The sequence below is a fragment of the Mycolicibacterium diernhoferi genome, assembly GCF_019456655.1.
Classification (GTDB): domain Bacteria; phylum Actinomycetota; class Actinomycetes; order Mycobacteriales; family Mycobacteriaceae; genus Mycobacterium; species Mycobacterium diernhoferi.
Window position 1 is genome coordinate 5,542,913 of record NZ_CP080332.1, and the last position, 23,639, is coordinate 5,566,551.

17 protein-coding genes and 1 tRNA gene are annotated in these 23,639 nt (G+C 69.7%); 10 read left to right on the plus strand and 8 right to left on the minus strand.

All coding sequences use genetic code 11. The features are described 5' to 3' along the window. Positions 1 to 11 precede the first annotated feature (11 nt). From K0O62_RS26385 to K0O62_RS26395, 3 genes are read left to right on the plus strand one after another with little or no spacing between them, the layout of a single operon-like run. Positions 12 to 3,938, plus strand: coding sequence for a Pls/PosA family non-ribosomal peptide synthetase (locus K0O62_RS26385; RefSeq protein ID WP_073856883.1), 3,927 nt, complete (start codon positions 12 to 14; stop codon positions 3,936 to 3,938). Next, positions 3,935 to 5,275, plus strand: a complete 1,341-nt coding sequence (locus K0O62_RS26390) for a M1 family metallopeptidase (protein WP_073856884.1) — start codon at positions 3,935 to 3,937, stop codon at positions 5,273 to 5,275. Before K0O62_RS26385 ends, K0O62_RS26390 begins: the two co-directional genes overlap by 4 nt. Then, entirely contained in the window at positions 5,272 to 6,528 is a 1,257-nt protein-coding gene (locus K0O62_RS26395; RefSeq protein ID WP_073856885.1) for a hypothetical protein, read from the plus strand. Before K0O62_RS26390 ends, K0O62_RS26395 begins: the two co-directional genes overlap by 4 nt. Here the strand turns inward: K0O62_RS26395 and K0O62_RS26400 are convergent. Both K0O62_RS26400 and K0O62_RS26405 read right to left on the minus strand, forming a co-directional pair. Continuing rightward, on the minus strand, positions 6,503 to 7,087 hold the full coding sequence (locus K0O62_RS26400) for a TetR/AcrR family transcriptional regulator (RefSeq protein WP_073856886.1): 585 nt from the start codon (positions 7,085 to 7,087) through the stop codon (positions 6,503 to 6,505). The two genes, K0O62_RS26395 and K0O62_RS26400, sit on opposite strands and share 26 nt — an antisense overlap. A gap of 2 nt (positions 7,088 to 7,089) precedes the next feature. After that, complete coding sequence (locus tag K0O62_RS26405) at positions 7,090 to 8,865, minus strand: N-acyl-D-amino-acid deacylase family protein (protein ID WP_073856887.1); 1,776 nt, start codon at positions 8,863 to 8,865, stop codon at positions 7,090 to 7,092. Between the two features lie 120 nt (positions 8,866 to 8,985). Between K0O62_RS26405 and galE the strand changes: the two genes are divergently transcribed. Genes galE through K0O62_RS26425 form a run of 4 tightly spaced genes read left to right on the plus strand, consistent with a single transcriptional unit; the run spans position 8,986 to position 12,594 of the window. Next, positions 8,986 to 9,969: a UDP-glucose 4-epimerase GalE gene (galE, locus tag K0O62_RS26410; RefSeq protein ID WP_073856888.1), complete on the plus strand. Its 984-nt coding sequence runs from the start codon at positions 8,986 to 8,988 to the stop codon at positions 9,967 to 9,969. Between the two features lie 33 nt (positions 9,970 to 10,002). Further along, positions 10,003 to 11,790 carry a hypothetical protein gene (locus tag K0O62_RS26415; protein ID WP_097933477.1) on the plus strand — a complete coding sequence of 596 codons (1,788 nt, stop codon included), beginning with the start codon at positions 10,003 to 10,005 and terminating at the stop codon, positions 11,788 to 11,790. A gap of 17 nt (positions 11,791 to 11,807) precedes the next feature. Then, positions 11,808 to 12,182 (plus strand): carboxymuconolactone decarboxylase family protein, encoded by a 375-nt coding sequence (locus K0O62_RS26420; RefSeq protein WP_073856889.1) that lies wholly within the window; start codon positions 11,808 to 11,810, stop codon positions 12,180 to 12,182. 52 nt (positions 12,183 to 12,234) lie between these two features. Next, entirely contained in the window at positions 12,235 to 12,594 is a 360-nt protein-coding gene (locus K0O62_RS26425; RefSeq protein WP_073856890.1) for a hypothetical protein, read from the plus strand. Here the strand turns inward: K0O62_RS26425 and K0O62_RS26430 are convergent. Continuing rightward, complete coding sequence (locus K0O62_RS26430) at positions 12,591 to 13,160, minus strand: TetR/AcrR family transcriptional regulator (protein WP_073856891.1); 570 nt, start codon at positions 13,158 to 13,160, stop codon at positions 12,591 to 12,593. The two genes, K0O62_RS26425 and K0O62_RS26430, sit on opposite strands and share 4 nt — an antisense overlap. A 47-nt stretch (positions 13,161 to 13,207) precedes the next feature. Between K0O62_RS26430 and K0O62_RS26435 the strand changes: the two genes are divergently transcribed. Further along, positions 13,208 to 14,038, plus strand: a complete 831-nt coding sequence (locus K0O62_RS26435; protein WP_073856892.1) for a lysophospholipid acyltransferase family protein — start codon at positions 13,208 to 13,210, stop codon at positions 14,036 to 14,038. Here the strand turns inward: K0O62_RS26435 and K0O62_RS26440 are convergent. Together K0O62_RS26440 and K0O62_RS26445 are read right to left on the minus strand one after the other, a co-directional pair. Further along, positions 14,038 to 14,110, minus strand: a tRNA-Thr gene (locus tag K0O62_RS26440). The genes K0O62_RS26435 and K0O62_RS26440 overlap by 1 nt on opposite strands. 64 nt (positions 14,111 to 14,174) lie before the next feature. Further along, on the minus strand, positions 14,175 to 15,386 hold the full coding sequence (locus tag K0O62_RS26445; RefSeq protein WP_073856893.1) for a DNA polymerase III subunit delta': 1,212 nt from the start codon (positions 15,384 to 15,386) through the stop codon (positions 14,175 to 14,177). Positions 15,387 to 15,466: 80 nt separating this feature from the next. Here K0O62_RS26445 and K0O62_RS26450 point away from each other — a divergent pair, with 80 nt between their 5' ends. Continuing rightward, positions 15,467 to 17,035, plus strand: coding sequence for an adenylate/guanylate cyclase domain-containing protein (locus K0O62_RS26450; protein ID WP_073856894.1), 1,569 nt, complete (start codon positions 15,467 to 15,469; stop codon positions 17,033 to 17,035). Here the strand turns inward: K0O62_RS26450 and topA are convergent. The 3 genes from topA to K0O62_RS26465 all read right to left on the minus strand — a co-directional run bounded on the left by topA (position 17,010) and on the right by K0O62_RS26465 (position 20,805). Then, positions 17,010 to 19,835: a type I DNA topoisomerase gene (gene topA, locus K0O62_RS26455; protein ID WP_073856895.1), complete on the minus strand. Its 2,826-nt coding sequence runs from the start codon at positions 19,833 to 19,835 to the stop codon at positions 17,010 to 17,012. The genes K0O62_RS26450 and topA overlap by 26 nt on opposite strands. A 111-nt stretch (positions 19,836 to 19,946) precedes the next feature. Beyond that, positions 19,947 to 20,528, minus strand: coding sequence for a hypothetical protein (locus tag K0O62_RS26460; protein WP_073856896.1), 582 nt, complete (start codon positions 20,526 to 20,528; stop codon positions 19,947 to 19,949). 73 nt (positions 20,529 to 20,601) lie between these two features. Further along, positions 20,602 to 20,805, minus strand: coding sequence for a cold-shock protein (locus K0O62_RS26465; RefSeq protein WP_006243848.1), 204 nt, complete (start codon positions 20,803 to 20,805; stop codon positions 20,602 to 20,604). A gap of 284 nt (positions 20,806 to 21,089) precedes the next feature. On the opposite strand from K0O62_RS26465, the gene K0O62_RS26470 reads away from it, so the two are divergent. Then, on the plus strand, positions 21,090 to 23,438 hold the full coding sequence (locus K0O62_RS26470) for a DNA 3'-5' helicase SftH (RefSeq protein ID WP_073856897.1): 2,349 nt from the start codon (positions 21,090 to 21,092) through the stop codon (positions 23,436 to 23,438). The last annotated feature ends 201 nt before the right edge of the window (positions 23,439 to 23,639 follow it).

The window sequence follows — 23,639 nt, forward strand, 5'->3', positions numbered from 1 at the left end:
AGTTTGGAGCAGTGACAGCGGAGACCGGCCAGGCGATTCCTCCTCAGTACCTTCTCTCCCCGGCAGCCGCTCCGCCACGGACCCTGGTCGACGTCCTCTACGAGACGGCCAACCGCTACCCGGACGCCCCCGCCATCGACGACGGTGAGGTGCAGCTCACCTATGCCGAGCTGATCAGCGACATCGAGGACAGCGTGGAATGGCTGGCGGCCCGCGGTATCGGCCGCGGTGACCGGATCGGCATCCGGATGGCCTCGGGCAGCTACGCCCTCTACACCGCGATCCTGGCCACCCTGGCCACCGGCGCCGCCTACGTCCCGGTCGACGCCGACGACCCCGAGGAACGCGCCGCACTCGTCTTCACCGAGGCCGAGGTGGTGGCGGTCATCACCGACCAGGGCCTGGTGCGCGGCCCGGGTTCCTCCCGCGGCTGGCGGGCGGCGGCGCCACTCACCCGCGACGACGCCTGGATCATCTTCACCTCCGGATCGACCGGCACCCCCAAGGGTGTCGCGGTGACGCACCGCAGCGCCGCGGCCTTCGTCGACGCCGAGGCGCGGATGTTCCTGCAGTCCTCGCCCATCGGCCCCGGCGACCGGGTGCTGGCCGGGCTGTCGGTGGCCTTCGACGCCTCCTGCGAGGAGATGTGGCTGGCCTGGCGCAACGGCGCCTGCCTGGTCCCGGCACCGCGGTCGCTGGTGCGCAGCGGGATGGACCTGGGCCCGTGGCTGGTGTCCCGGGACATCACCGTCGTCTCGACCGTCCCCACGCTGGCCGCGCTGTGGCCGGCCGAGGCACTGGAGTCGGTGCGGTTGCTGATCTTCGGCGGTGAGGCCTGCCCGCCCGAACTCGCCGAACGGCTCGCGGTGGACGGGCGCGAGGTGTGGAACACCTACGGCCCGACCGAGGCGACCGTGGTGGCCTGCGCGGCCCGCCTGGACGGGTTCGGAAGGCTGGAGCGCAGCGACCCGGGTCATGAGCCGCGCCCGGTCAGCATCGGGCTGCCGCTGCCGGGCTGGGACCTCGTCGTGGTGGACCGCGCCGGTCTGCCGGTGGGCCCGGGCGAGGTCGGTGAGCTGGTGATCGGCGGCGTCGGGCTGGCCCGCTACCTGGACCCGGAGAAGGACGCCGAGAAGTACGCGGCCATGCCGTCGCTGGGCTGGGAGCGCGCCTACCGCAGCGGCGACCTGGTGCGGCTGGAGGCCGACGGCCTGTACTTCCAGGGCCGCGCCGACGACCAGGTCAAGGTCGGTGGGCGGCGTATCGAACTCGGCGAGGTGGACAACGCGCTGGTGCACCTACCCGGGGTGAGCGCCGGGGCGGCCGCCGTGCGCCGCACCGCCAGCGGCACGCCCCTGCTGGTCGGCTACATCGCAAGCGCCGACCCGGAATTCGACCTCGCCAAGGCCCGCGCCGAGCTTTCCGAGGCGCTGCCCGCCGCGCTGGTCCCCCGCCTGGTGCTGCTCGACGAACTGCCCACCCGGACCTCGGGGAAGGTGGATCGCAACGCGCTGCCGTGGCCGGTCGACCCCGCCGCCGGAGGCGCGGGGGCCGAGGAGCCCGAACTGGGCGGCACCATGGGCTGGCTGGCCGGACTGTGGCGCGACGTGCTGGCCGCGGTGGTGGACGGACCGGAAGCCGACTTCTTCGCCCTCGGCGGCGGATCGCTGTCGGCCGCGCAACTGGTCGCGGCGGTGCGCGCCCGTTATCCGCAGGTCACCGTCGCCGATCTGTACGACCACCCGCGGCTGGGTTCGCTGGCCGGCTATCTCGACGAGCTGGCCCCGCCCCCGGAGGTGGTGCGCCGCGACGTCACACCCACACCGGTTCGCACCCAATTGGCACAGGTGGCGCTGTCGGTGCCGCTGGCCACGCTGACCGGCCTGCAGTGGGTGATCTGGCTGGCCATCCTGAACAACCTCGCCGCCGCCGTGGACCTGGTGCCCTGGGCGGCAGGCGTGAACTGGTGGTGGATCATCGCCGGGTTCCTGGTCTTCATCACCCCGCCCGGACGGATGGGCATCGCCGTACTGGGTGCGCGCACCCTGCTCTCCGGGTTGCAGCCGGGCACTTACCGGCGCGGCGGATCCGAGCACCTGCGGGTCTGGTTCGCCGAGCGGCTGGCCGAGGCCAGCGGGGCGGAGAATCAGGCCGGGGCCCCGTGGCTGGTGTATTACGCCCGGGCCCTTGGTAATTCGATCGGCAAGGGGGTCGACCTGCACTCCGCACCGCCGGTCACCGGGATGCTCACCCTGGGCCATCGGTGCTCGATCGAACCCGAGGTCGACCTGACCGGGCACTGGATCGACGGGGACCTGTTCCACGTCGGCCCGATCACCATCGGCAACGACTCCACCATCGGTGCCCGCACCACCCTGCTGCCGGGGGCGTCGATCGGCAAGAACGCCGATGTCGCCGCCGGCTCCGGCGTGATCGGCAAGGTCAAGAACGGGCAGTACTGGAAGGGCTCGCCGGCGGCGAAATCCGGTAAGGCGCGCCACCCTTGGCCGCAGGAGCGGCCCGCCCGCGCCCCGGTGTGGGTCGCCGTCTTCGGCATCACCTCGATGCTGCTGGGCGCACTGCCGCTGGCCGGGCTCGCCGCCGGGCTGGCCGTGCTCGGCTGGGCGATCCGCGACACCGCCACCGGAGCCGACGCGATCGTCCCGGCCCTGATGTGGACCCCGGTGGGAGCACTGGTCGCCGTGGCCGTGTACGCCGCACTGACCGTGATCGGGGTACGCCTGCTGGCCATCGGACTGACCGAGGGCTATCACCCGGTGCGCAGCCGCGTCGGGTGGCAACTGTGGGCCACCGAACGGCTGATGGACGCCGCGCGCAACTATCTGTTCCCGCTCTACGCCAGCCTGCTCACCCCGTGGTGGCTCCGCCTGCTCGGCGCCAAAGTGGGCAAGGACACCGAGATTTCGACCGCGCTGCTCACCCCGAAGTTCACCGAGATCTGCGACGGCGCTTTCCTGGCCGACGACACCATGGTGGCCTCCTACGAGCTCGGCGGCGGCTGGATCCACGTCGCGAAGGCCACCATCGGCAAACGAGCGTTCCTGGGCAACTCGGGTATCACCCAGCCCGGCCGCCGGGTGCCCGACGACGGGCTGGTGGCCGTGCTGTCGGCCACCCCGCACAAGGCCAAGGCGGGTTCCTCCTGGCTGGGCAGCCCGCCGATCCGGTTGCGCCGCAAGCCCACCGCCGCGGACACGATCCGCACCTTCCACCCGTCCACCGAGCTGCGGGTGATGCGCGCGGTCGTCGAGACCTGCCGGCTCATCCCGGTCATCGTCACCTTCGCGATCGGCGTCGCGGTGCTGGGCGCGCTGCACCACCTGGCCGGCGCCATCGGCTACGGCTGGACCGCGCTGGCCGGCGGTTTGGTGCTGCTGGCCGCCGGGGCTGTCGCGGGTGCGATTGCGGTGGCGGCGAAATGGATTGTGGTGGGCCGCATCGAGGCGGTCGAACACCCGCTGTGGTCATCGTTCGTGTGGCGCAACGAGGTGTCGGACACCTTCGTCGAGACGGTGGCCGCGCCGTGGTTCGCCCGGGCCGCCAGCGGCACCCCGGTGATGAACATCTGGCTGCGTGGTCTGGGTGCCCGGATCGGCCGCGGGGTCTGGTGCGAGACCTACTGGCTGCCCGAGGCGGATCTGATCACCCTCGGCGACGGCAGCACCGTGAACCGGGGTTGTGTGGTGCAGACCCACCTGTTCCACGACCGGATCATGCGGATGGACACCGTGATCCTCGACGAGGGCGCCACCCTGGGCCCGCACTGCGTGGCGTTGCCGGCCTCGCGCATCGGCGCGGGCGCCACCGTCGGCCCCGCCTCGTTGGTGATGCGCGGTGACGAGGTGCCGCCGTGGACCCGCTGGCAGGGCAACCCGATCGCACCATGGACGGTCAAGCGCAAGAAGCACGACCGATGAGGCCGGCCAAGAAGCCGGCCCGCAAGTCCGCCCACCAGCCCCCGGTGATCGACCCCTACCTGCCCCGCAACGGCAACTTCGGCTACCGGGTATCCCGCTACGAACTCGACCTCGAATACAAGGTGGCGATCAACCGGCTCGCCGGATCGGTCACCATCACCGCGGTGACGCTGGCCGCGCTGCGCACCTTCAGCCTGGACCTCTCCGATGCCATGTCGGTGTCGAAGGTGACGGTGAACGGTCGGCGCCCCAACCAGTTCCGCTGTTCGGCGGACAAGCTGCACATCACCCTCGGCGCGGCCCTGCCCGCCGGCGCCGCGATGACCATCGCGATCCGCTACGGCGGGACACCCCGTCCGCTGCGCACCGTCTGGGGAGAGGTCGGCTTCGAGGAACTGTCCAACGGCGCGCTGGTCGCCGGGCAGCCCAACGGGGCGGCCTCCTGGTTTCCCTGCGACGATCACCCGGCGGCCAAGGCCAGCTACCAGATCCGGATCAGCACCGACAGCCCGTATTACGCACTGGCCAACGGCGAACTGGTCTCCAAGCAGGTGCGGGCCAGCCACACCGTCTGGGTCTACGAGCAGGCCGAGCCCACCTCCACCTACCTCATCACGCTGCAGATCGGGGAGTACGAACGGCTCCGCCTGCAGAAGAGCCCGGTGCCGATGTACGCCGTGCTGCCGGACCGGTTGCGCGGCGACTTCGAACACGACTTCGCCCGCCAGCCCCAGATGATGAAGCTGTTCACCCGGCGGTTCGGGCCGTACCCGCTGGCCACCGGGTACACCGTCGTCGTCACCGATGACGACCTGGAGATACCGCTTGAGGCCCAAGGGCTTTCGATCTTCGGCGCCAATCACTGCGACGGCAGCGGCTCGGCGGAACGGCTGATCGCCCACGAACTGGCACACCAGTGGTTCGGCAACTCGGTGACGGTGCGGCGCTGGCGCGACATCTGGCTGCACGAGGGGTTCGCCTGCTACGCGGAATGGCTGTGGTCCGAGGAGTCCGGCGGGCCCAGCGCCGAGGAGCGGGCACGCAGTTACCACCGCAGGCTCTCCGATTCCCCGCAGGATCTGCTGCTGACCGATCCCGGCCCGGCCGACATGTTCGACGACCGGGTGTACAAGCGCGGCGCGCTCACCCTGCACGCCCTGCGCGGAGTCATCGGTGACGATAATTTCTTTGCGCTGCTTCAGGATTGGACCGCCCGCTACCGGCACAGCACCGCCGTCACCGATGACTTCACCGGTCTGGCCGCCAATCACACCGACGTCTCGCTGCGGTCGCTGTGGGACCGCTGGCTGTACTCCGAGGACGTACCGGACCTGTGACCGACGCCAGCGCGGCAGTACCGGCCCGCGGCCCGGTGACGCGGGGCAGCGTCACCCGGGTCGGGATCGCCACCGCGTGCTCGGCGCTGTGCGGCTACGCCGTGCTCTATCTGGCCGCCCGCGATCTGGAACCCGCCGGATTCTCCCTGTTCGGGGTGTTCTGGGGGGCGTTCGGACTGGTCAGCGGCGCGGCGAACGGCCTGCTCCAGGAATCCACCCGCGAGGTCCGGGCGCTGCGCGGCCAGATCGTAACCGGGCCCGAACGCACCCGCCCGATGCGGGTCGCGGCCGTCGTCGGCGTGGCGGCGGCCGGTGTGATCGTGCTCAGCTCGCCGCTGTGGTCGGCGCAGGTGTTCGGGGAGTCCCGGTGGCTCAGTGTGGTGCTGCTGAGCATCGGCCTGGCCGGATTCTGCCTGCACGCAACGCTGCTCGGCATGCTGGCCGGGGTCGACCGGTGGACGCAGTACGGATCGTTGATGGTGACCGACGCCGCGATCCGGGTGGCGGTCGCCGCTGCGGCCTTCGTGCTGGGCTGGGGACTGGCCGGGTTCCTGTGGGCGACCGTCGCCGGATGTCTGGCCTGGCTGATCCTGCTGGTGGCCTCGCCAACGGCCCGGGCAGCGGCCCGGTTGGCGACCGCCGGTTCGCCGCGCACCTTCCTGACCGGGACGCTGCACTCGGTGGCCGCCGCCGGTGCCAGCGCCGTCCTGGTGATGGGTTTCCCGGTGCTGCTCAAGGCCACCTCCGGCGAGCTCGGGGCGGCCGGCGGTGTGGTCATCCTGGCGGTGACACTGACCCGGGCGCCGCTGCTGGTGCCGCTGACGGCCATGCAGGGCAACCTGATCGCACATTTCGTGGATCAGCGGCACCGCCGTTTGCGCGCACTGGTCGCGCCCGCGGGCCTGGTCGTTGCAGTCGGGGCGGTCGGGGTGCCGGCGGCCTGGCTGGCCGGACCGTGGCTGCTGCGCACCGCGTTCGGAGCGGACTATCAAGCCCCCGGCGTGCTGCTGGCCTGGTTCACCGCCGGGGCGGTGTCCCTCGCGCTGCTCACCCTGACCGGCGCCGCCACCGTGGCCGCCGCGCTGCACCGGGCGTACGCGGCGGGCTGGGTGGGCGCCACGCTGGCCGCGGTCGCCCTGCTGCTGCTCCCGCTGGACCTGGAGACCAGGACCGTCGTCGCGCTGCTGTGCGGTCCGATGGTGGGCATCGCGGTGCACCTGTACGCGCTCAGCGTCCACCGAGCAGGTCGGTGAGCAACGCGATCCGCTTGTCCTCCAGATCGGGGGTCGGCAGCACCCCGCGCAGCAGCGCGGCGCCGTCGAAGGCGTTGGTCAACAACGCCCGGACGACGGGCAGCAGGTCGGGGTCGAGGTTGTCGATGCCGGGCACGCCCGCGGCGACCTCGTCGATCTTGGCCGCGTACTCGGTGAGCACGTGCTGCAGGGTGGCACGCAGCGCAGCGTCGGTGCGGGCCGCCACCATCAGTTCGTAGAGCACGGCGTTGGTGTCGTTGCCGGTGACGTCCCGCAGGATCGTCAGTGCCGATTCCAGCGCGGGCTTGTCCGCGGGGATCTCGGCGACCCGTTTCCCGAACAGGTCGAGCTGGCGGCGCAACACCTCATGGCCGGTGGCGGCCATGAAGTCCCCCATCGTCGGGTAGTGCCGGAACAGCGCGCCGACGGACAGGCCGGCCCGTTTTGCGATGATCGCCGCCGACGCACGGGCGTAACCGATTTCGATGATCGTCTCGATGCCGGCGTCGAGCAGCCGGGCGACGGTCTCCGCCCGGCGCTGCTGTTGGGTGCGGGCCATCGCTAGACCGTGGCGGTTGCCGCAGTACCGGCCCGCAGGTACCGGCCGCTGCGGACCGTGGCGCCGTAGCCGTCACGGAATCTGCCGCGGGCGAACACCACCTGGCCGTTGACACCGGTGGCGATGACGGTGTCGTCGTTGCGGTTCACCATGCGGCTCAGTCCGCCGTAGAACGGCACCACCGCCTCGTGATAGGCGTTGACCGAATCATCGAGGGCGCCCACGTCGATCACCACGAAGTCGGCCCGGTCCCCGCGGCGCAGGGTGCCGGCGTCGAGTCCGAACCAGTCGGCGACCTCCGCGGTCAGCCGGTGCACGGCGCGCTGCGGGGTGAGGAACGGCCGCCCGGCCTCATCCGCATCGCGGACCCGCTTGAGCAGGCGCAGCGCGTAGTTGTAGAACGCCATGTTGCGCAGGTGCGCGCCGGCATCGGAGAAGCCCATGTGCACCGAGGGATCCGCGGCCAGCCGGTCGAGCACGTCGGGGCGGTGGTTGGCCACGATCGTGGTCCAGCGGACATTGCGTTCGCCGTTGTCCACCAGCACATCCAGGAAGGCGTCCAGCGGATGGATGCCCCGCTCGTCGGCGATCTGGCCGAAGCTCTTGCCGATCAACGACCCGTCCGGGCATTCGACGATGGTGGCGTCGTGGAAATCACGGTGCCACAAGGTGGGTCCGAGCTTGCGCCGGTCGAACGACCGGCGGAACCGGCGCCGGTATTCGGGGTCGGCGAGCAGCGTGTTGCGCTCCAGCTGATCACGCAGGTGCAGCGCCGCGGTACCGGCGCCGAACTCCTCGAAGACCGGCAGATCGATTCCGTCGGAATACAATTCGAACGGCACCGGGAGATGCTGGAACCGCACCTGGGCGCCGATCAGCTTGTTCAACACCCGGGTGCCGATGCCGATGACCCGCGCGGCGCCCGGTGAGGACTTGGCATCGGCCGACACCAGCAGGCTCATCTTCACACCGGGCCGGCGGCCGAACAGGCCGCTGCTCTCCAGGAAGAAGTTCAACGCTTCCTGCGCGCGGGCCACGTTGGGTGCGCTCTGCAACATGCGGCCGCGCCGGCGCAGCACCTTGATCAACCGGCGGCGTTCGCGCCAGGTGGCGAAGGTGGACGGCAGCGCGCGGGACCGGAACCGGTCACCGTCGAGTTTGTCGATGGCGGCATCCATCCCGGACATGCCGAGCATCCCGGCGTCCAGGGCCTGCTCGAGGCGCTGGGCCATGGTCTCCAGCTCGGCGTCGGTCGGGACGACACCGCGGGTGGTGGCGCGGTCCAGGCCGAGCACCGAGGCGCGCAGGTCGGAATGCCCGAGCAGCGAGGCGATGTTCGGGCCGAGCGGCAGTGCGTCGATGGCGGCCACGTACTCGGCGGGGTTGTGCCAGGTCTTGTGTTCGGTCAGCGCGCCGTGCACGTACTCGCGCGGTACCGCCTCGACCCGGCTGAACAGATCGGCGGCGTCCTCGGTGTCGGCGTACACCGTGGACAGTGAGCACATGCCGAGCAGCACGGTGGTGACGCCGTGGCGCACCGATTCGCGCAGGCCCGGGTCGAGGAGCACCTCGGCGTCGTAGTGCGTGTGCACGTCGATGAAACCGGGGACCACCCATTTGCCCGCGGCGTCGATCACCTCGGGGCACCCGGTCTCGTCCAGTGGTGCGGCGGAGACCTCGGCGACGATGCCGTCGCGGATGCCGAGGGAGCGGGTCAGCGGCGGGCGTCCGGTGCCGTCGAACCACAGGCCGTCGCGGATGATCACGTCGTAGGACATCTCGCGACCCTAGGTTAGATAGCGATTGCTCACTATCTTTTTGCCGAATTTCGTCCACAGCACGGGCACCACATGTCTGCCTAGACTTTGCCCCCGAAGGACCCGAACAAAGGACAACACATGACCTGGCTCGTCACCGGTGGCGCCGGATACATCGGTTCGCACGTCGTGCGTGCGCTGACCGCATCCGGTACCGACGTCGTCGTGATCGACGACCTGTCGACGGGGCTGGCCCACTTCGTGCCCGCTCGCGTCGAGCTGGTGACCGCAAACCTGCTGGACTACGACACGGTCCGGGCCACCCTGGCCGACCACCGGGTGACCGGGGTGATCCACGTCGCCGGCTACAAGTACGCCGGCGAGTCGGTGAAGTACCCGCTGCACACCTATCAGCAGAACGTCACCGCCATGGCGACCCTGCTGCAGGCGATGGCCGATACCGGCGTCGACCAGATCGTCTTCTCCAGCAGCGCGGCCACCTACGGAACCCCCGACGTCGAGCTCGTCGACGAGCTGACCCCCACCGCGCCCGAGTCCCCGTACGGGGAGAGCAAGCTGATCGGGGAATGGCTGCTGCGCGACGTCGCCCGGTCCCGCGACCTGCGGCACACCAGCCTGCGGTACTTCAACGTGGTCGGCTCGGGATCGGTGGACCTGTTCGACCGCAGCCCGCACAACCTGTTCCCCAAGGTCCTCGACATGCTGTTCAACGGGAGTGTCCCGCAGATCAACGGCGGGGATTACGACACACCCGACGGCACCTGTGTGCGCGATTATGTGCACGTCTCGGACCTGGCCTCCGCCCATGTGGCGGCCGCCCGCCGGATGGAGGCCGGCAAGGACCTGGAGCCCGTGTACAACCTGGGCAGCGGATCGGGCACCTCGGTGCGCGAGATCATGACGACCATCCGCGAGGTCACCGGGATCGACTTCGAGCCGAAGGTGAACCCGCGCCGGCCCGGCGATCCGGCCCGCATCGTGGCAGCCGGCGATCTGGCCGCCCGCGACCTGGACTGGCAGATGCGCCATTCGCTGACCGAGATGGTCGCCTCGGCCTGGGCCGCCCGCCAGGAGGTCGGGCAGGACTATCCGACCGTGAGCTGATGCACGGCAGCGGGCTCCGTACAGTCGGCTGAGATGAAATGGAGTCCGGGCGAGCGGAGCGACGGGAGATGGATCTGCCGCACTGCCGTCGCGCTGATCGCGGTGCAGCTGCTGATCCGTTCCGTGCTGGCCTTCGGCGGCGACTTCTACTGGGATGACCTGATCCTGGTCGGCCGCGCCGGCACCCAGGACCTGCTCTCGGCTCAGTACTTGTTCGACGACCACGACGGGCACGTCATGCCCGGGGCGTTCCTGTTGGCCGGCGCCATCACCCTGGCCGCCCCGCTGCAGTGGTTCGGCCCGGCGCTCAGCCTGATCGTGCTGCAGGCGCTGGCCTCGGCGGCGTTGCTGCGGGCGTTGTACGTGATCTTGGGCTGGCGGCCGGCACTGCTGGTCCCGTTGACCTTCGCGCTGTTCACGCCGCTGACCGTGCCGGGTTTCGCCTGGTGGGCGGCCGGCCTGAACTCGCTGCCGATGCAGGCCGCGCTGGCCTGGGTGTGTGCCGACGCGATCCTGTTGGTGCGCACCGGCAATCGGCGATACCTCGTGACCGGCGTCCTGGTCTACTTCGGCGCGTTGCTGTTCTTCGAGAAGTCCGCGGTGATCCCGTTCGTCGCGTTCGCGGTGACCGCGCTGCTGGCCTGGGTGACCCGCGCGTCGGTGGCGCAGGTGTGGCGTCGTGGCCTCCGCCTGTGGGTGGGATTGCTCGCGGTGACGGTCGCATGGATCGGCGTGTACCTGATCGTCGTCGACCAGAAGCGCTGGTCGCTGGACCTTCCGATGACCTGGGACCTGCTGTGGCGCTCGATCACGCACGGCATCGTCCCGGGGTTGGCCGGCGGTCCGTGGGAGTGGCAGCGCTGGGCGCCGGCGTCGCCGTGGGCCACCCCGCCGGTGACGGTGATGGCGCTGGGCTGGCTGGTGCTGGCCGGCACGCTGGCGGTGTCGCTGTACCGCAAGGAGCGCATCGGCCCGGTCTGGCTGGCCGCCGTGGGGTACGCGGTGGCGTGCCAGGTGCCGATCTATCTGATGCGGTCATCGCAGTTCACCGCGCTGGAACTGGCTCAGACGCTGCGTTATCTGCCCGATCTGGTGGTGGTGCTGGCGCTGCTGGCCGCGGTTGCCTTCCGCGCCCCGAACCGGGAGTCCTCGCGTCGCCTGGACGCCTCCCCCGCCCGGTCGGCGGTGGTCATCACGGTGGCGGTGGCGTTCGTGGCCAGCAGCCTGTATTCGACGGTGACGTTTCTGCGGGCGTGGCAGGACAGCCCGGTGCCGGAGTATCTGGCCAACGCCCGCGCCGGACTCGCCGCGGTCGATCCGCTGGCGGCCCCGCTGCTGGATCAGGAGGTGGACCCGATGATCATGCAGCGTGTGGCGGCCCCGGAGAACCTGGCCAGCCACATGTTCGCGCTGCTGCCGGGACCCGGATTCAGCAGCGCCACAACGGAACTGCGCGTCTTCGACTCGACGGGCCGGTTGCGCGACGGATTGGTCACCTGGATCCGGACCATCACCCCGGGGCCCGAGCCGGGCTGCGGCTACCTGGTGCAGACCGATGGCGACGAGGTCGTCATGAAACTGGACGGGCCGCTGCTGCCGGCGGACTGGACGGCCGAGATCAACTACCTGGCCAACAGCGAGGGGTCGCTGACCATGTCGCTGAGCGAGGGCCCTGCGGTGAAGGTGCCGGTGCATCCGGGCCTGAACCGGGTGTTCGTCCGGCTGCCCGGGGCCGGTGACGCGATCCGGGTGAGCGCGAACACCGCCGCGTTGGCGGTGTGCATCGCGTCTGGGCCGATCGGGTTCGTCGCGCCTCGTTGAGTGGCACGATAATAAGCATGACTAACTTACGCGCCGACGGCCTGCGTGTGTTCCGTGAACTGCTCCCCGGCCTGCTGCCCGACGACGACGCGGACGTCGAATTCGGCGACGGGTTCGCCCCTGAACTCATGGACATCGGCATGCAGACCGTCTTCGGCGCGTTGTGGACCCGCCCGGGCCTGGCCAAGCGGGACCGCAGCCTGGTCACCCTCGGCATCCTGATCGCATTGCGCGCGACCGACGAACTGCCCTATCACTTCAAGATCGCCCGGCAGAACGGGCTGACCGACTCCGAACTCGCCGAGGTCATCTACCACGCCAGCGGATACGCCGGATTCCCCGCCGCGAGTACGGCCCGCACCATCGCCGCCGACGCGCTCGCCGACGACTGACCACCGGCGTGTGCGCACGCCACTTGTCGGTGCCGGTCCCTACCCTGTTGGCATGGATTCCCGGCCGTCCGTCGTCGCACCCTGCAGGCACTGCAATATCGAGACGGTCTGGCTGCAGATGGCCTACGGCGGCTGGCGGCTGTTCGACGCCGAGATGCACCCCACCGATGAGAGTGCCGCCGGGAACCGGTTCGCGATCCGGCGCCTCACCCGCCAGGTCGTCGATCTCGACGATGTCCACGAGGCCCGTTGGCCGGCGAAGTGCCTACAGCTGCACCGGTTCCGCTGCCCGGCCAGCCATGACGATTCGCTGTTCCACCACCGCCGGCCGCGGCAGGCCAACGACATCGATCTCGAGGATCTGTGGCACCGCCTGGCGGAGCGTAAGGTCGCCCAGCGCCGGGCCGGCTAGCGCCGTTCGGCGATGAGGCGGCTAGCGGCGTCCACCGCGACCGCGCGCCGGTGCGCGATCGTCTCCGGATCGTCGGTGACCGCGTCGGGGTGCGGCAGGTGCGCCCAGGCCAACCCGGTCGAGAACAACAGCACGATCAGGTCCTCGGGCCGCCAGGCCGGGTCGACGTGGCCGGCGGCCTGCGCGGCTTCGATGGCCGCAACCGCCTGCCCGGGCATCGGTTCGCCGTCGAACTCGGGCGCACCGAGGTCGAGTCCCTCCAGCTTGGCCCAGGTGATCATCCGGAGATGCTCGGGCCGGCGCCACGCCAGGTCATAGATCTCACCGACGAATTCCGCGACCGCCTCGGGGCGCAGCGTGACCGACGCGAAGAGCTCCCGGCCATCGCCGACGAACACCTCCCGGAACAGGGTCTCCTTGTCGCCGAAGTGGGCGTACAGGCGTTCCTTGCTGGCCTTGGCCTCCTTGGCGATGCGGTCGATGCGGGCGCCGGCCAGACCGCACCGAGCGAACTCGGCGCGGGCGGCAGCCAGGATCGCCGAACGTAGTTCCGTCGTGGTTCTCACAGCGGAAGCATAACCAGACGAACTGGTTCGTTCGGTATGGTGGCCGTATGAGCGTCCTGACCGACACCGGATCCCTGATGGATCAGCCCGGACGCATCCGGGCCATTCGGCGTGCCGTCCAAACCGTCGCCGACCGGATCGACCCCCTGGTGAGCCTCTGCCGTCCATACGTCGAGGGCCTGGACCGCCTACCCCGCGATGGCCGATTCCTGTTGGTGGGCAACCATACTCAGGCGGGGATCGAAGGGTTCCTGATTCCGTATCTGGTGCGCCGGGAGATCGGGCGGCTGGTGCGCCCGTTGACCGACCGGGCATTCGGCAATATGCCGCCGCCGATGGCCGATCTGCTGGCCGCGTGCGGCGCGACCGTCGGCGCACCGGAGTCGGCCCGGGAACTGATGCGGCATGGCGAACCGATCCTGGTGTTCCCCGGCGGCGGGCGCGAGATCTCCAAGTTCCAAGGCGAAGAGAACACCTTGAGCTGGGAGGGCCGCGCCGGGTTTGCCCGCCTCGCGGTCGAGAACGACTATCCGATCGTGCCGGTGGCGCTGCTCGGCGGTGATGAGATCTACCAGAGCTTCACCACCCGCGATGGCCGCTGGGGGCGGCTCAGCCAGGCCCTGGCCGGGAAGCTGCCCGGGAAACCCGATACACCGATACCGCTGCTGCACGGGGTCGGCCCGACGCTGATCCCCCGACCACAGCGGATGTACGTCCGGTTCGGGGCGCCGATCCGGGGAACCCAGACCGACGAACTGCGTGAACAGACCAAGGATGCGCTGGAAGGGGCGCTGGCCGACCTGATCCGGGTGCGCGCCGAGGATCCCTATCGCCGACTCAACCCGCTGGCCTGGACCGCAGCGGTCCGCCCGAAGTGAGCCACCCAGGGGAATCGAACCCCTGACCTATTCATTACGAGTGAATTGCTCTACCGACTGAGCTAGGGTGGCGCGCTCTTTGCAGAGCGGCATGAGTCTACGACAGCACCTGCGCAGCACCCAAGTTGATGTCCGATCAGGTCCGCAGCGCCTGCCCGATGGTGGCCACCATGGCATCCACGGCGAACTTCGGCTTCACGTTCGTGGCGAGCGCCTCTCGGCACTGCAGCACCGCCTCGATACAGCGCAGCAGCCGGTCCGGCGGGACGTGCTCGGCCATCGCGCCGGCCTTCTCCGCCATGTCCGGGTGGTTGGCCACCACCTGACCGGCGCCCGCCGACACCACCATCGCGTCCCGGAAGTAGGTGGCCAGGTCCATCAGGGCCCGGTCCAGCGCGTCCCGGGATGCGCGGGTCTGGCGCGACTTCTGCCGCTGTTCGAGCTGTTTCATCGCGCCGGCCGCACCGCGGATGGTGCCCGCGGTGCCCTTCCCGGTCCCGCCCGCGCCGAGGGCGGTCCGCAGTTCCTCGGCCTCGGTCTCGTTGCGGTCCACGGTCAGCGCCTTGGCCTCCGCCTCGGCGGTGGCCACCAGTTCCTCGGCGGCGCCGAACGCCCGGGACGGCGTCGCCGCGTCGCGGGCCAGGCTCAGCGCGCGTTCCCGGCGCAGCCGGGACTCCGGGTCGGTGGCCAGCCGCCGCGCCCGGCCCACATGCCCGCCGCTGACCGAGGCCGCCCAGGCCGCCACATCGGCGGCGATTCCGTCGCGCTCGGTGAGCACCGTGGCGATCGCCGCGGTCGGCGGCGTCACCAGGGCGACATGCCGGCACCGCGAGCGCAGCGTGACCGCGATGTCCTCCGGGTCCACCGACGGCGCGCAGAGCAGGAACACCGTCGACGGCGGCGGTTCCTCCACCACCTTGAGCAGCGCGTTGGCCGCCCCCTCGGTGAGCCGGTCGGCATCCTCGACCACCACGATCTGCCACCTCCCGGTGCCGGGCCGCCGTGACGCGATCTGGACGATGTCGCGCATCTCCTTGACCCCGATGGACAACCCCTCCGGGATGATCCGGCGCACATCGGCGTGGGTGCCGGCCATCGTGGTGGTACAGGCGCGACATTCACCGCACCCGGGTTCCCCCTCGGACGTGCACTGCAGGGCGGCGGCGAAACACACTGCGGCGATGGAGCGTCCCGAGCCCGGCGGGCCGGTGATCAGCCAGGCGTGGCTCATCCCACCGGCCGTCAGACCGCTGTGAGACTTTTCACCCCGAGCTGCCGTCGCGGCCGTGAGCAACTCGGCCTCCACGAGGTCCTGGCCCACCAGACGCGAGAAAACACCGCTACGCACCGGTCAACAGTAGTGCCACCCGGGGACACGACACGCTGGCAGCGGCACGACACGTCCGCCCGGCCCGATACGGTAAACGGGTGAACGCGGAGGTGATACCCATCGGGCGCATCAGCGCGTTCATCCGATGGGTGGCCCGCACGCCATGGCCGGTGTTCGGTCTGGGGATGGTTCAGGCCGACATCATCGGCGCGTTGCTGGTGCTCGGCTTCCTGCGCTACGGCCTGCCACCGGAGGACCGGATCCAGTTGCAGGAGCTGCCCGCCTTCAACCTCGCCGTCTTCCTCGGCTATCTGTTCGTGTCGTTCACCATCGCCGCCTACATCACGCTGCGGATGCTCATCCCGGTGATCCGCTGGCAACGCCGCGACACCCTGCTCGGCGACACCTCCACCACCATCACCGAGGTGGCCCGGGTCCGCGCCCTGAAGATGCCGTTCTACCGGTCGGTCATCAACGTGACCAACTGGTGCCTGGGCTCGATCGTGTTCATCGTGGCCAGTTGGCCGGTCGCCAGCAAGTCGGCTCCGGTGGTGGCGGTGGCCACCGCGCTGGGGGCCACCGCGGTGGCGATCATCGGCTATCTGCAATCGGAACGGGTGCTGCGCCCGGTCGCGGTCGCCGCACTGCGCACCGGGGTGCCGGAGAATTTCCGGGCCCCCGGGGTCATCCTGCGCCAGGTGCTGACCTGGGTGCTGTCCACCGGGGTGCCGATCCTTGCCATCGTGCTGGCGGTGGTGGCCAGCAAGTTCGAGGTTCTCAGCGCACCGGCGGAGAAGCTGACCACGCCGATCCTGCTGCTGGCCATCGCGGCACTGCTGATCGGTCTGATCGGCACCATCCTGGTCTCGATGTCGATCGCCGACCCGCTGCGGCAGCTGCGCTGGGCGCTCGGCGAGGTGCAGCGCGGAAACTACAACGCGCATATGCAGATCTACGACGCCAGCGAGCTCGGACTCCTGCAGGCCGGCTTCAACGACATGGTGCGCGATCTCGCCGAGCGGCAGCGGCTGCGTGACCTGTTCGGCCGCTATGTCGGCGAGGACGTGGCCCGCCGTGCGCTGGAGCGCGGCACCGAGCTGGGCGGCCAGGAACGCGACGTCGCGGTGCTGTTCGTCGACCTCGTCGGTTCCACACAGCTGGCCTCGACCGTCCCGGCCTCGGAAGTGGTGAACCTGCTCAACGAGTTCTTCCGCGTCGTCGTCGACACCGTGAACAAGCACGGCGGGTTCGTCAACAAGTTCCAGGGCGACGCGGCACTGGCCATCTTCGGCGCCCCGATCGAGCATCCCGACGCCTCCGGTGCCGCGCTGGCGGCCTCCCGTGAACTGCACGACGAACTGGTGAATGTGTTGGGGCAGACCGAGTTCGGCATCGGGGTGTCCGCGGGCCGGGCGATCGCCGGACACATCGGGGCCCAGGCCCGGTTCGAATACACCGTCATCGGCGACCCGGTGAACGAGGCCGCCCGGCTCACCGAGTTGGCCAAGCTGGAGGAGGGTCACGTGCTCGCCTCCGCCATCGCGGTCAGCGGGGCCCTGGACGCCGAGGCTCTGGCCTGGGACGTCGGCGAGACCGTCGAACTGCGCGGGCGCACGGCCCCGACGCAGCTGGCCCGGCCGGTCAGGCCTTTTTCGCGGCCTTCTTAGCCGGCGCCTTCTTGGCGGCCGTCTTCTTGGCGGCGGCCTTCTTCGCCGGAGCCTTCTTGGCGGCCTTCTTCACCGGACCACGGGCCCGACGATCGGCCAGCAACTCCGAGGCCCGCTCGTCGGTGATCGACAGCACGTCGTCACCCTTGCGCAGGCTGGCGTTGGTCTCGCCGTCGGTGACGTAGGGGCCGAACCGGCCGTCCTTGATCACCATCGGCTTCTCCGACACCGGATCCACCCCGAGCTCGCGCAGCGGCGGGGTGGCAGCACCCTGACGGCCCCGCCGTTTGGGTTCGGCGTAGATCTTCAGCGCCTCATCGAGGGTGATGGTGAACATCTGCTCTTCGGTGGCCAACGATCGAGAGTCGGTGCCGCGCTTCAGATATGGGCCATAACGGCCGTTCTGCGCGGTGATCTCTTCCTTGCTCTCGGGATCGACACCCACCACCCGCGGCAGCGACAGCAGCTTGAGTGCGTCCTCGAGGGTGACCGTCTCCAGATCCATCGTGCGCAGCAGCGAACCGGTGCGCGGCTTCGGACCGGTGGGCTTCTTGCCCTTCTTCGCCGGGCTGCCCGCCTCCCCGTCATCCGGTGGCTCGGGCAGGATCTCGGTGACGTACGGGCCGAATCGTCCGTCCTTGGCCACGATCTCGTGCCCGGTCTCCGGATCGACGCCCAGCGATCGTCCCTCTTGCGGTGTGGCGAAAGCCTTTTCGGCGAGCTCGAGGGTCAGCTCGTCCGGCGTCAGCTCATCCTTGAGGTTGGCGCGCTGCGGCTTGAGTTCACCCGGATTGTCCGGGTCGGCGATCATCCGCTCCAGGTACGGCCCGTTGCGGCCGACGCGCACATTGACCGCGCGCCCCTCGGCATCGTCGAACAGCTTGATGGAGTTGACCTCTCGGGCATCGATGCCCTCCAGGTTGCCGCCGACGAGCTGTTTGAGCCCGCCCTCCCGGGCGACCGAGCCGTCCGCACCGTGCTCGCCACCGAAGTAGAAGTTGTTGAGCCAGTTGGTCCGTCGCTCGTTGCCGGCGGCGATCTCGTCGAGTTCGTCCTCCATGGCGGCGGTGAAGTCGTAGTCGACCAGCCGACTGAAATGCTGTTCCAGCAGCCCGATCACCGCGAACGCCACCCAGGACGGCACCAGCGCGCTGCCCTTCTTGTGGACGTAGCCGCGGTCCTGGATCGTCTTGATGATCGAGCTGTAGGTCGACGGCCGCCCGATACCCAGGTCTTCCAGCGCCTTGATCAGCGAGGCCTCGGTGTAGCGGGCCGGGGGCGAGGTGGTGTGCCCGTCTGCGGTGAGATCGGCGGCGTCGACCCGCTGCCCCTGGGTGAGGTTGGGCAGGCGGCTCTCGGCGTCGTCGGCCTCGCCACCGGCCTGGTCGTCCAGGCTCTCGACGTAGGCCTTCAGGAAACCCGGGAAGGTGATGGTGCGCCCGGAGGCGTTGAACACGACCTGCTCGCCACCGGCGGCCTGGCCGGCGATCCGCAGGCTCAGTGTGGTGCCGCGCGCGTCGGCCATCTGCGAGGCCACGGTGCGCTGCCAGATCAGCTCGTAGAGCCGGAACTCGTCGGTGTCCAGGGCGCTGTGCAACTGACCCGGGGTCTGGAACACGTCGCCGGCGGGGCGGATCGCCTCGTGGGCCTCCTGCGCGTTCTTCACCTTGCGGGTGTACTGGCGCGGGGTGGGGTGCACGTACTCCTGGCCGTAGAGCTGACCGGCCTGCGTACGGGCGGCGTTGATCGCGGACTCCGACAGCGTGGTCGAGTCGGTACGCATGTAGGTGATGTAGCCGTTTTCGTACAGCCGCTGCGCGATGCTCATGGTGCGCTCGGAGGTGAAGCGCAGCTTGCGGCCGGCCTCCTGCTGCAGCGTCGAGGTCATGAACGGCGGGTAGGGCTTGCGCGTGTAGGGCTTCTGCTCCACCGAGGAGACGGTCAACTGTGCCCCGCGCAGCCCGGTGGCCAGCGCCGCCGCGGCGGCCTCGTCGAGCACCCGCACCTCGTCGGGCTTGCGGACCGCGCCGAGGGAGTCGAAGTCGCGCCCGGTCGCCACCCGGCGCCCGTCGACGGTGTTCAGTTTCGCGGTGAACTTCGGCGGGGCGGCCTGCGGATCGGACACGCTGGCGTCCAACTCGGCGGTGACATCCCAGTACCCGGCGCTGCGGAAGGCCATCCGCTCGCGTTCACGCTGCACGATGATGCGGGTCGCCACCGACTGCACGCGGCCGGCCGACAGCTTCGGGGCCACCTTCTTCCACAGCACGGGTGAGACCTCGTAGCCGTAGAGCCGGTCCAGGATGCGCCGGGTCTCCTGCGCGTCTACCAGGTCGATGTCCAGGTCACGTGGGCTTTCCGCGGCGGCCCGGATCGCCGGCTCGGTGATCTCGTGGAACACCATCCGTTTGACCGGGATGCGCGGTTTGAGCGTTTCGAGCAGATGCCAGGCGATCGCCTCGCCCTCACGGTCACCGTCCGTCGCGAGATAGAGCTCGTCGACGTCCTTGAGCAGGCTCTTGAGCTCGGTGACGGTGCTCTTCTTGTCCGGGCTGACGATGTAGAGCGGTTCGAAGTCCGCATCGACGTTGACGCCGAGACGCGCCCACGGTTCGGACTTGTACTTCGCAGGCACATCGGCGGCAGCTCGCGGCAGGTCACGGATGTGGCCACGGGAGGATTCGACGATGTAATTGGAGCCGAGGTAGCCCGCAATCTTGCGTGCTTTAGTCGGCGACTCGACAATCACGAGCCGCCGAACGTTACCGGCGCCTGCCCGGCTCCGGTCGTCGTCAGCCACCTTCTTCTTCTCTCCACTTCAGCTGTTGCCAAACGTCGTGCGACGACCTGGCAACTGACAATTTCGCATCCTGGGCGGGCATGTGCAAACTGGCTCGCCCGTCAGACACCCTTATATTCGCGGCCACTGTGCGAACGCATCAGGGTCGTCCGGAGGTTCCCCGACATTCTCTACCAGCCGTGACAGCCGTCGCCTACCGCTGATGCGCAACCCCGGACGCGACCCCCGAGTTCCGATCAGCGTCGGGGCGATTCCCACCCGCATCAGCGCCGACGCGAGCGCGGCGTGGGTGTCGGGCGCGTGCGGGTCCAATCCCAGCAAGAAGCGATCATCGGCCTCGGGGTGCCCCGCGGCCAGCGTCCAGGCCCGCAGCTCGCGCGCGCCGGGCAGCCACTGGGCCGGCACGGTCTTCACCGCGCCGCGCGTCCACTCCCGGGCGATGTCTGCCAGCCGGCCGTGCATCCCGGTGCGCACCAACGGGGTGTTCTCGTCGGTGCGCGCGATCTCCGGTTCCAGACCGACCTCGCTGATCATCGCGGCCAGTTCCCGGGCCCGCCACAGCTGATCGACGACGACGGACAACCGCGCCGCACCGCCGCCGATCACCACCTGACCGTGGGCAGCCAGCAGCCCGGTCAGGTCGGCGACGGCGGGCGGCACCGACTCGGCCGAGAAGAAGGACAGCTGGCTCACATGACCGACACTATCGGCGTCCGATACGAAAACACCCCCGGCTCGGCCGGGGGTGTCCTCCTAGTGAGGTGGCTCAGACGGCGCGAACGCCGGTGGCCTGCGGCCCCTTGGGGCTCTGGCCGACCTCGAACTCGACCTTCTGGTTCTCTTCCAGGGTGCGGAAGCCCGACCCCTGGATCTCCGTGTAGTGGACGAAGACGTCAGCGGAGCCGTCCTCGGGGGCGATGAAGCCGAAGCCCTTTTCCGCGTTGAACCACTTCACAGTTCCCTGTGGCATCTTTCGTACATTCCTTCTCTTACCGGGTGCGGTTCACCGACTTCCGGTGTACCGGGCCCGTTCCGACCGCTTACCAACGCGTGTGTCGCCGGAACTCGACCCGACCTACAACCTCGCAGGAACCGCGATCGCAACGTTCGATCCTGCGGGTGCTGAAACACGAACACAGAAGCTGCGACCACGTTCAGTCAACCATGTTCAACGCGTCTGCGACAGTCTTCAAAATGATCATGTAGTTAACAATTGACCTGGATACGCATCAAAACGATCTTGAAAGGCGACCCTTGTCTGATTCCGGGACGGATTCCGGGTCCGATTTCGGCCGGGACCTGCTGACTCGGGCGATCGAGGGCACCGACCCGGGCGAGCATCCGGTGCGCCACGTCGAGGACCTGCCGCCCAGGCGCGGGGCGCCCCGGGACTGGCCGCGCTGGGCCGATCCGGACCTGGTCGCCGCATTCGCCGACCGGGGCGTCAACGCCCCGTGGTCCCATCAGGTGGAGGCCGCCGACCTGGCTCATGCCGGCCGGCACGTGGTGCTGTCCACCGGGACCGCGTCGGGCAAGTCGCTGGCCTACCAGCTACCCATACTCACCGCGCTGGCCGCCGATCCGCGGGCCCGCGCGCTGTATCTGTCCCCGACCAAGGCGCTCGGGCACGATCAGTTGCGCGCCGCGCAGTCGCTGACCGATGCGCTGCCCCGGCTGCGGGATGTGGCGCCGAGCGCCTACGACGGGGATGCCACCACCGATCTGCGCCGGTTCGCCCGCGAACGGTCGCGGTGGATCTTCTCCAATCCGGACATGATCCACCTGTCGCTCCTGCGTAACCACGCGAAATGGGCCGTCTTCCTGCGGAATCTGCGCTACGTCGTGGTCGACGAATGCCACTACTACCGCGGCATCTTCGGATCGAATGTGGCCCTGGTGCTGCGCCGGTTGCTGCGCCTGTGCGAGCGGTACTCGGGATCGCCGACGGTGATCTTCGCCAGTGCCACCACCGCGGCGCCCGCCGACACCGCCTCCGAGTTGATCGGGCAGACCGTCGCCGCGGTGACCGAGGACGGCTCCCCGCAGGGCGGGCGGACGGTCGCGCTGTGGGAGCCGGCCCTGCTGCCCGAACTGGTCGGCGAGAACGGGGCGCCGGTGCGCCGCTCCGCCGGAGCAGAGGCCTCCCGCGTGATGGCCGACCTGATGGCCGAGGGGGCCCGCACCCTGACCTTCGTGCGATCGCGCCGCGGTGCGGAGCTGACCGCGCTCGGCGCCCGGGCGCGATTGGAGCAGGTGGCTCCGGACCTGGTCGACCACGTCGCGTCCTACCGGGCCGGATACCTCGCCGAGGACCGCCGGGCACTGGAGCACGCGCTGTCCGAGGGGCAGCTGCGCGGCCTGGCCACCACCAACGCCCTGGAGTTGGGTGTCGACATCGCCGGGCTGGACGCGGTGGTGCTGGCCGGCTTCCCCGGCACGGTCGCCTCGTTCTGGCAGCAGGCCGGGCGCTCGGGGCGGCGCGGGCAGAGCGCACTGATCGTGATGATCGCGCGGGACGATCCGCTGGACACCTACCTGGTGCATCATCCGCAGGCGCTGCTGGACAAACCCATCGAGCGGGTGGTCATCGACCCACGGAATCCGTACGTCCTGGGCCCGCAACTGCTGTGCGCCGCCACCGAGCTGCCGCTCACCGACGCCGAGGTGAGGGCCTGGGACGCCGATGCCGTCGCCGCGACGCTCATCGACGACGGTCTGCTGCGCCGCCGGCCCGGCGGGTACTTCCCGGCCCAGGGCGTGGATCCGCATCCGGCGGTCGACATCCGCGGCTCCACCGGCGGGCAGATCGCGATCCTGGAGACCGGGACCGGGCGGGTCCTGGGCACCACCGGCACCGGCCAGGCCCCGGCGACCGTGCATCCCGGCGCCGTCTATCTGCATCAGGGCGAGACCTATGTGGTGGACGATCTGGACTTCGAGGACGGCATCGCCCTGGTGCACGCCCAGGATCCCGGGTACACCACCTCGGCGCGGGAGGTCACCGACATCGCGGTGACCGGCGACGGCGAGCTCAGCAGCCACGGTCCGGTGACGGTGGGCGTCGTTCCGGTGTCGGTGTCGAACACCGTCACCGGGTACCTGCGGCGCGCGCTGGACGGCGAGGTGATCGACTTCGTCGAGCTCGACATGCCGACCCGCACCTTGGACACCGTCGCGGTGATGTGCACGATCACGCCGGAAGCGTTGTCCGACAACGGTATCGAAGCGTTGTCGGTCCCCGGCGCGTTGCACGCGGCCGAGCACGCGGCGATCGGCCTGTTACCGCTGGTGGCCAGCTGCGACCGCGGCGACATCGGCGGCGTGTCCACAGCCGTCGGTCCTGGGCCCGGCACGACGGCCGGGTTGCCGACGATTTTCGTCTACGACGGGTATCCCGGCGGCGCGGGTTTCGCCGAACGCGGCTACCGGCAGATCCAGACGTGGTGGGCGGCGACCGCCGCGGCGATCGAGGCGTGTGAGTGCCCGGCCGGTTGCCCGTCCTGCGTGCAGTCCCCCAAGTGCGGCAACGGGAACGACCCCCTGGACAAGGCGGGCGCGGTGCGGGTGCTCCGCCTGGTACTCGACGCGCTGGCGCGACACTGATACCGCGCTTCGGCCCACCCCTCGGCGACCGCCACTGCCGGCGCGCCGAGTCCAGGCCTAGCGGAAAACGGTCGGACAACGCGATCCGTTTTCATCCCCGATCACCCGGGCACGTCGGGAAAATTACCCCTGACCGGCAGTTACCGCAATCCTTCGGACTTCCGCAACCATGTTGAACGGTATCCACGAAGGACATACCCA

Excerpts from the sequence above, each read along its gene's own strand:
- K0O62_RS26390 (WP_073856884.1), top strand. The coding sequence starts at position 3,935 with ATGAGGCCGGCCAAGAAGCCGGCCCGCAAGTCCGCCCACCAGCCCCCG.
- K0O62_RS26400 (WP_073856886.1), bottom strand. The coding sequence starts at position 7,087 with ATGGCCCGCACCCAACAGCAGCGCCGGGCGGAGACCGTCGCCCGGCTG.
- K0O62_RS26405 (WP_073856887.1), bottom strand. The coding sequence starts at position 8,865 with ATGTCCTACGACGTGATCATCCGCGACGGCCTGTGGTTCGACGGCACC.
- galE (WP_073856888.1), top strand. The coding sequence starts at position 8,986 with ATGACCTGGCTCGTCACCGGTGGCGCCGGATACATCGGTTCGCACGTC.
- K0O62_RS26415 (WP_097933477.1), top strand. The coding sequence starts at position 10,003 with ATGAAATGGAGTCCGGGCGAGCGGAGCGACGGGAGATGGATCTGCCGC.
- K0O62_RS26420 (WP_073856889.1), top strand. The coding sequence starts at position 11,808 with ATGACTAACTTACGCGCCGACGGCCTGCGTGTGTTCCGTGAACTGCTC.
- K0O62_RS26425 (WP_073856890.1), top strand. The coding sequence starts at position 12,235 with ATGGATTCCCGGCCGTCCGTCGTCGCACCCTGCAGGCACTGCAATATC.
- K0O62_RS26435 (WP_073856892.1), top strand. The coding sequence starts at position 13,208 with ATGAGCGTCCTGACCGACACCGGATCCCTGATGGATCAGCCCGGACGC.
- K0O62_RS26465 (WP_006243848.1), bottom strand. The coding sequence starts at position 20,805 with ATGCCACAGGGAACTGTGAAGTGGTTCAACGCGGAAAAGGGCTTCGGC.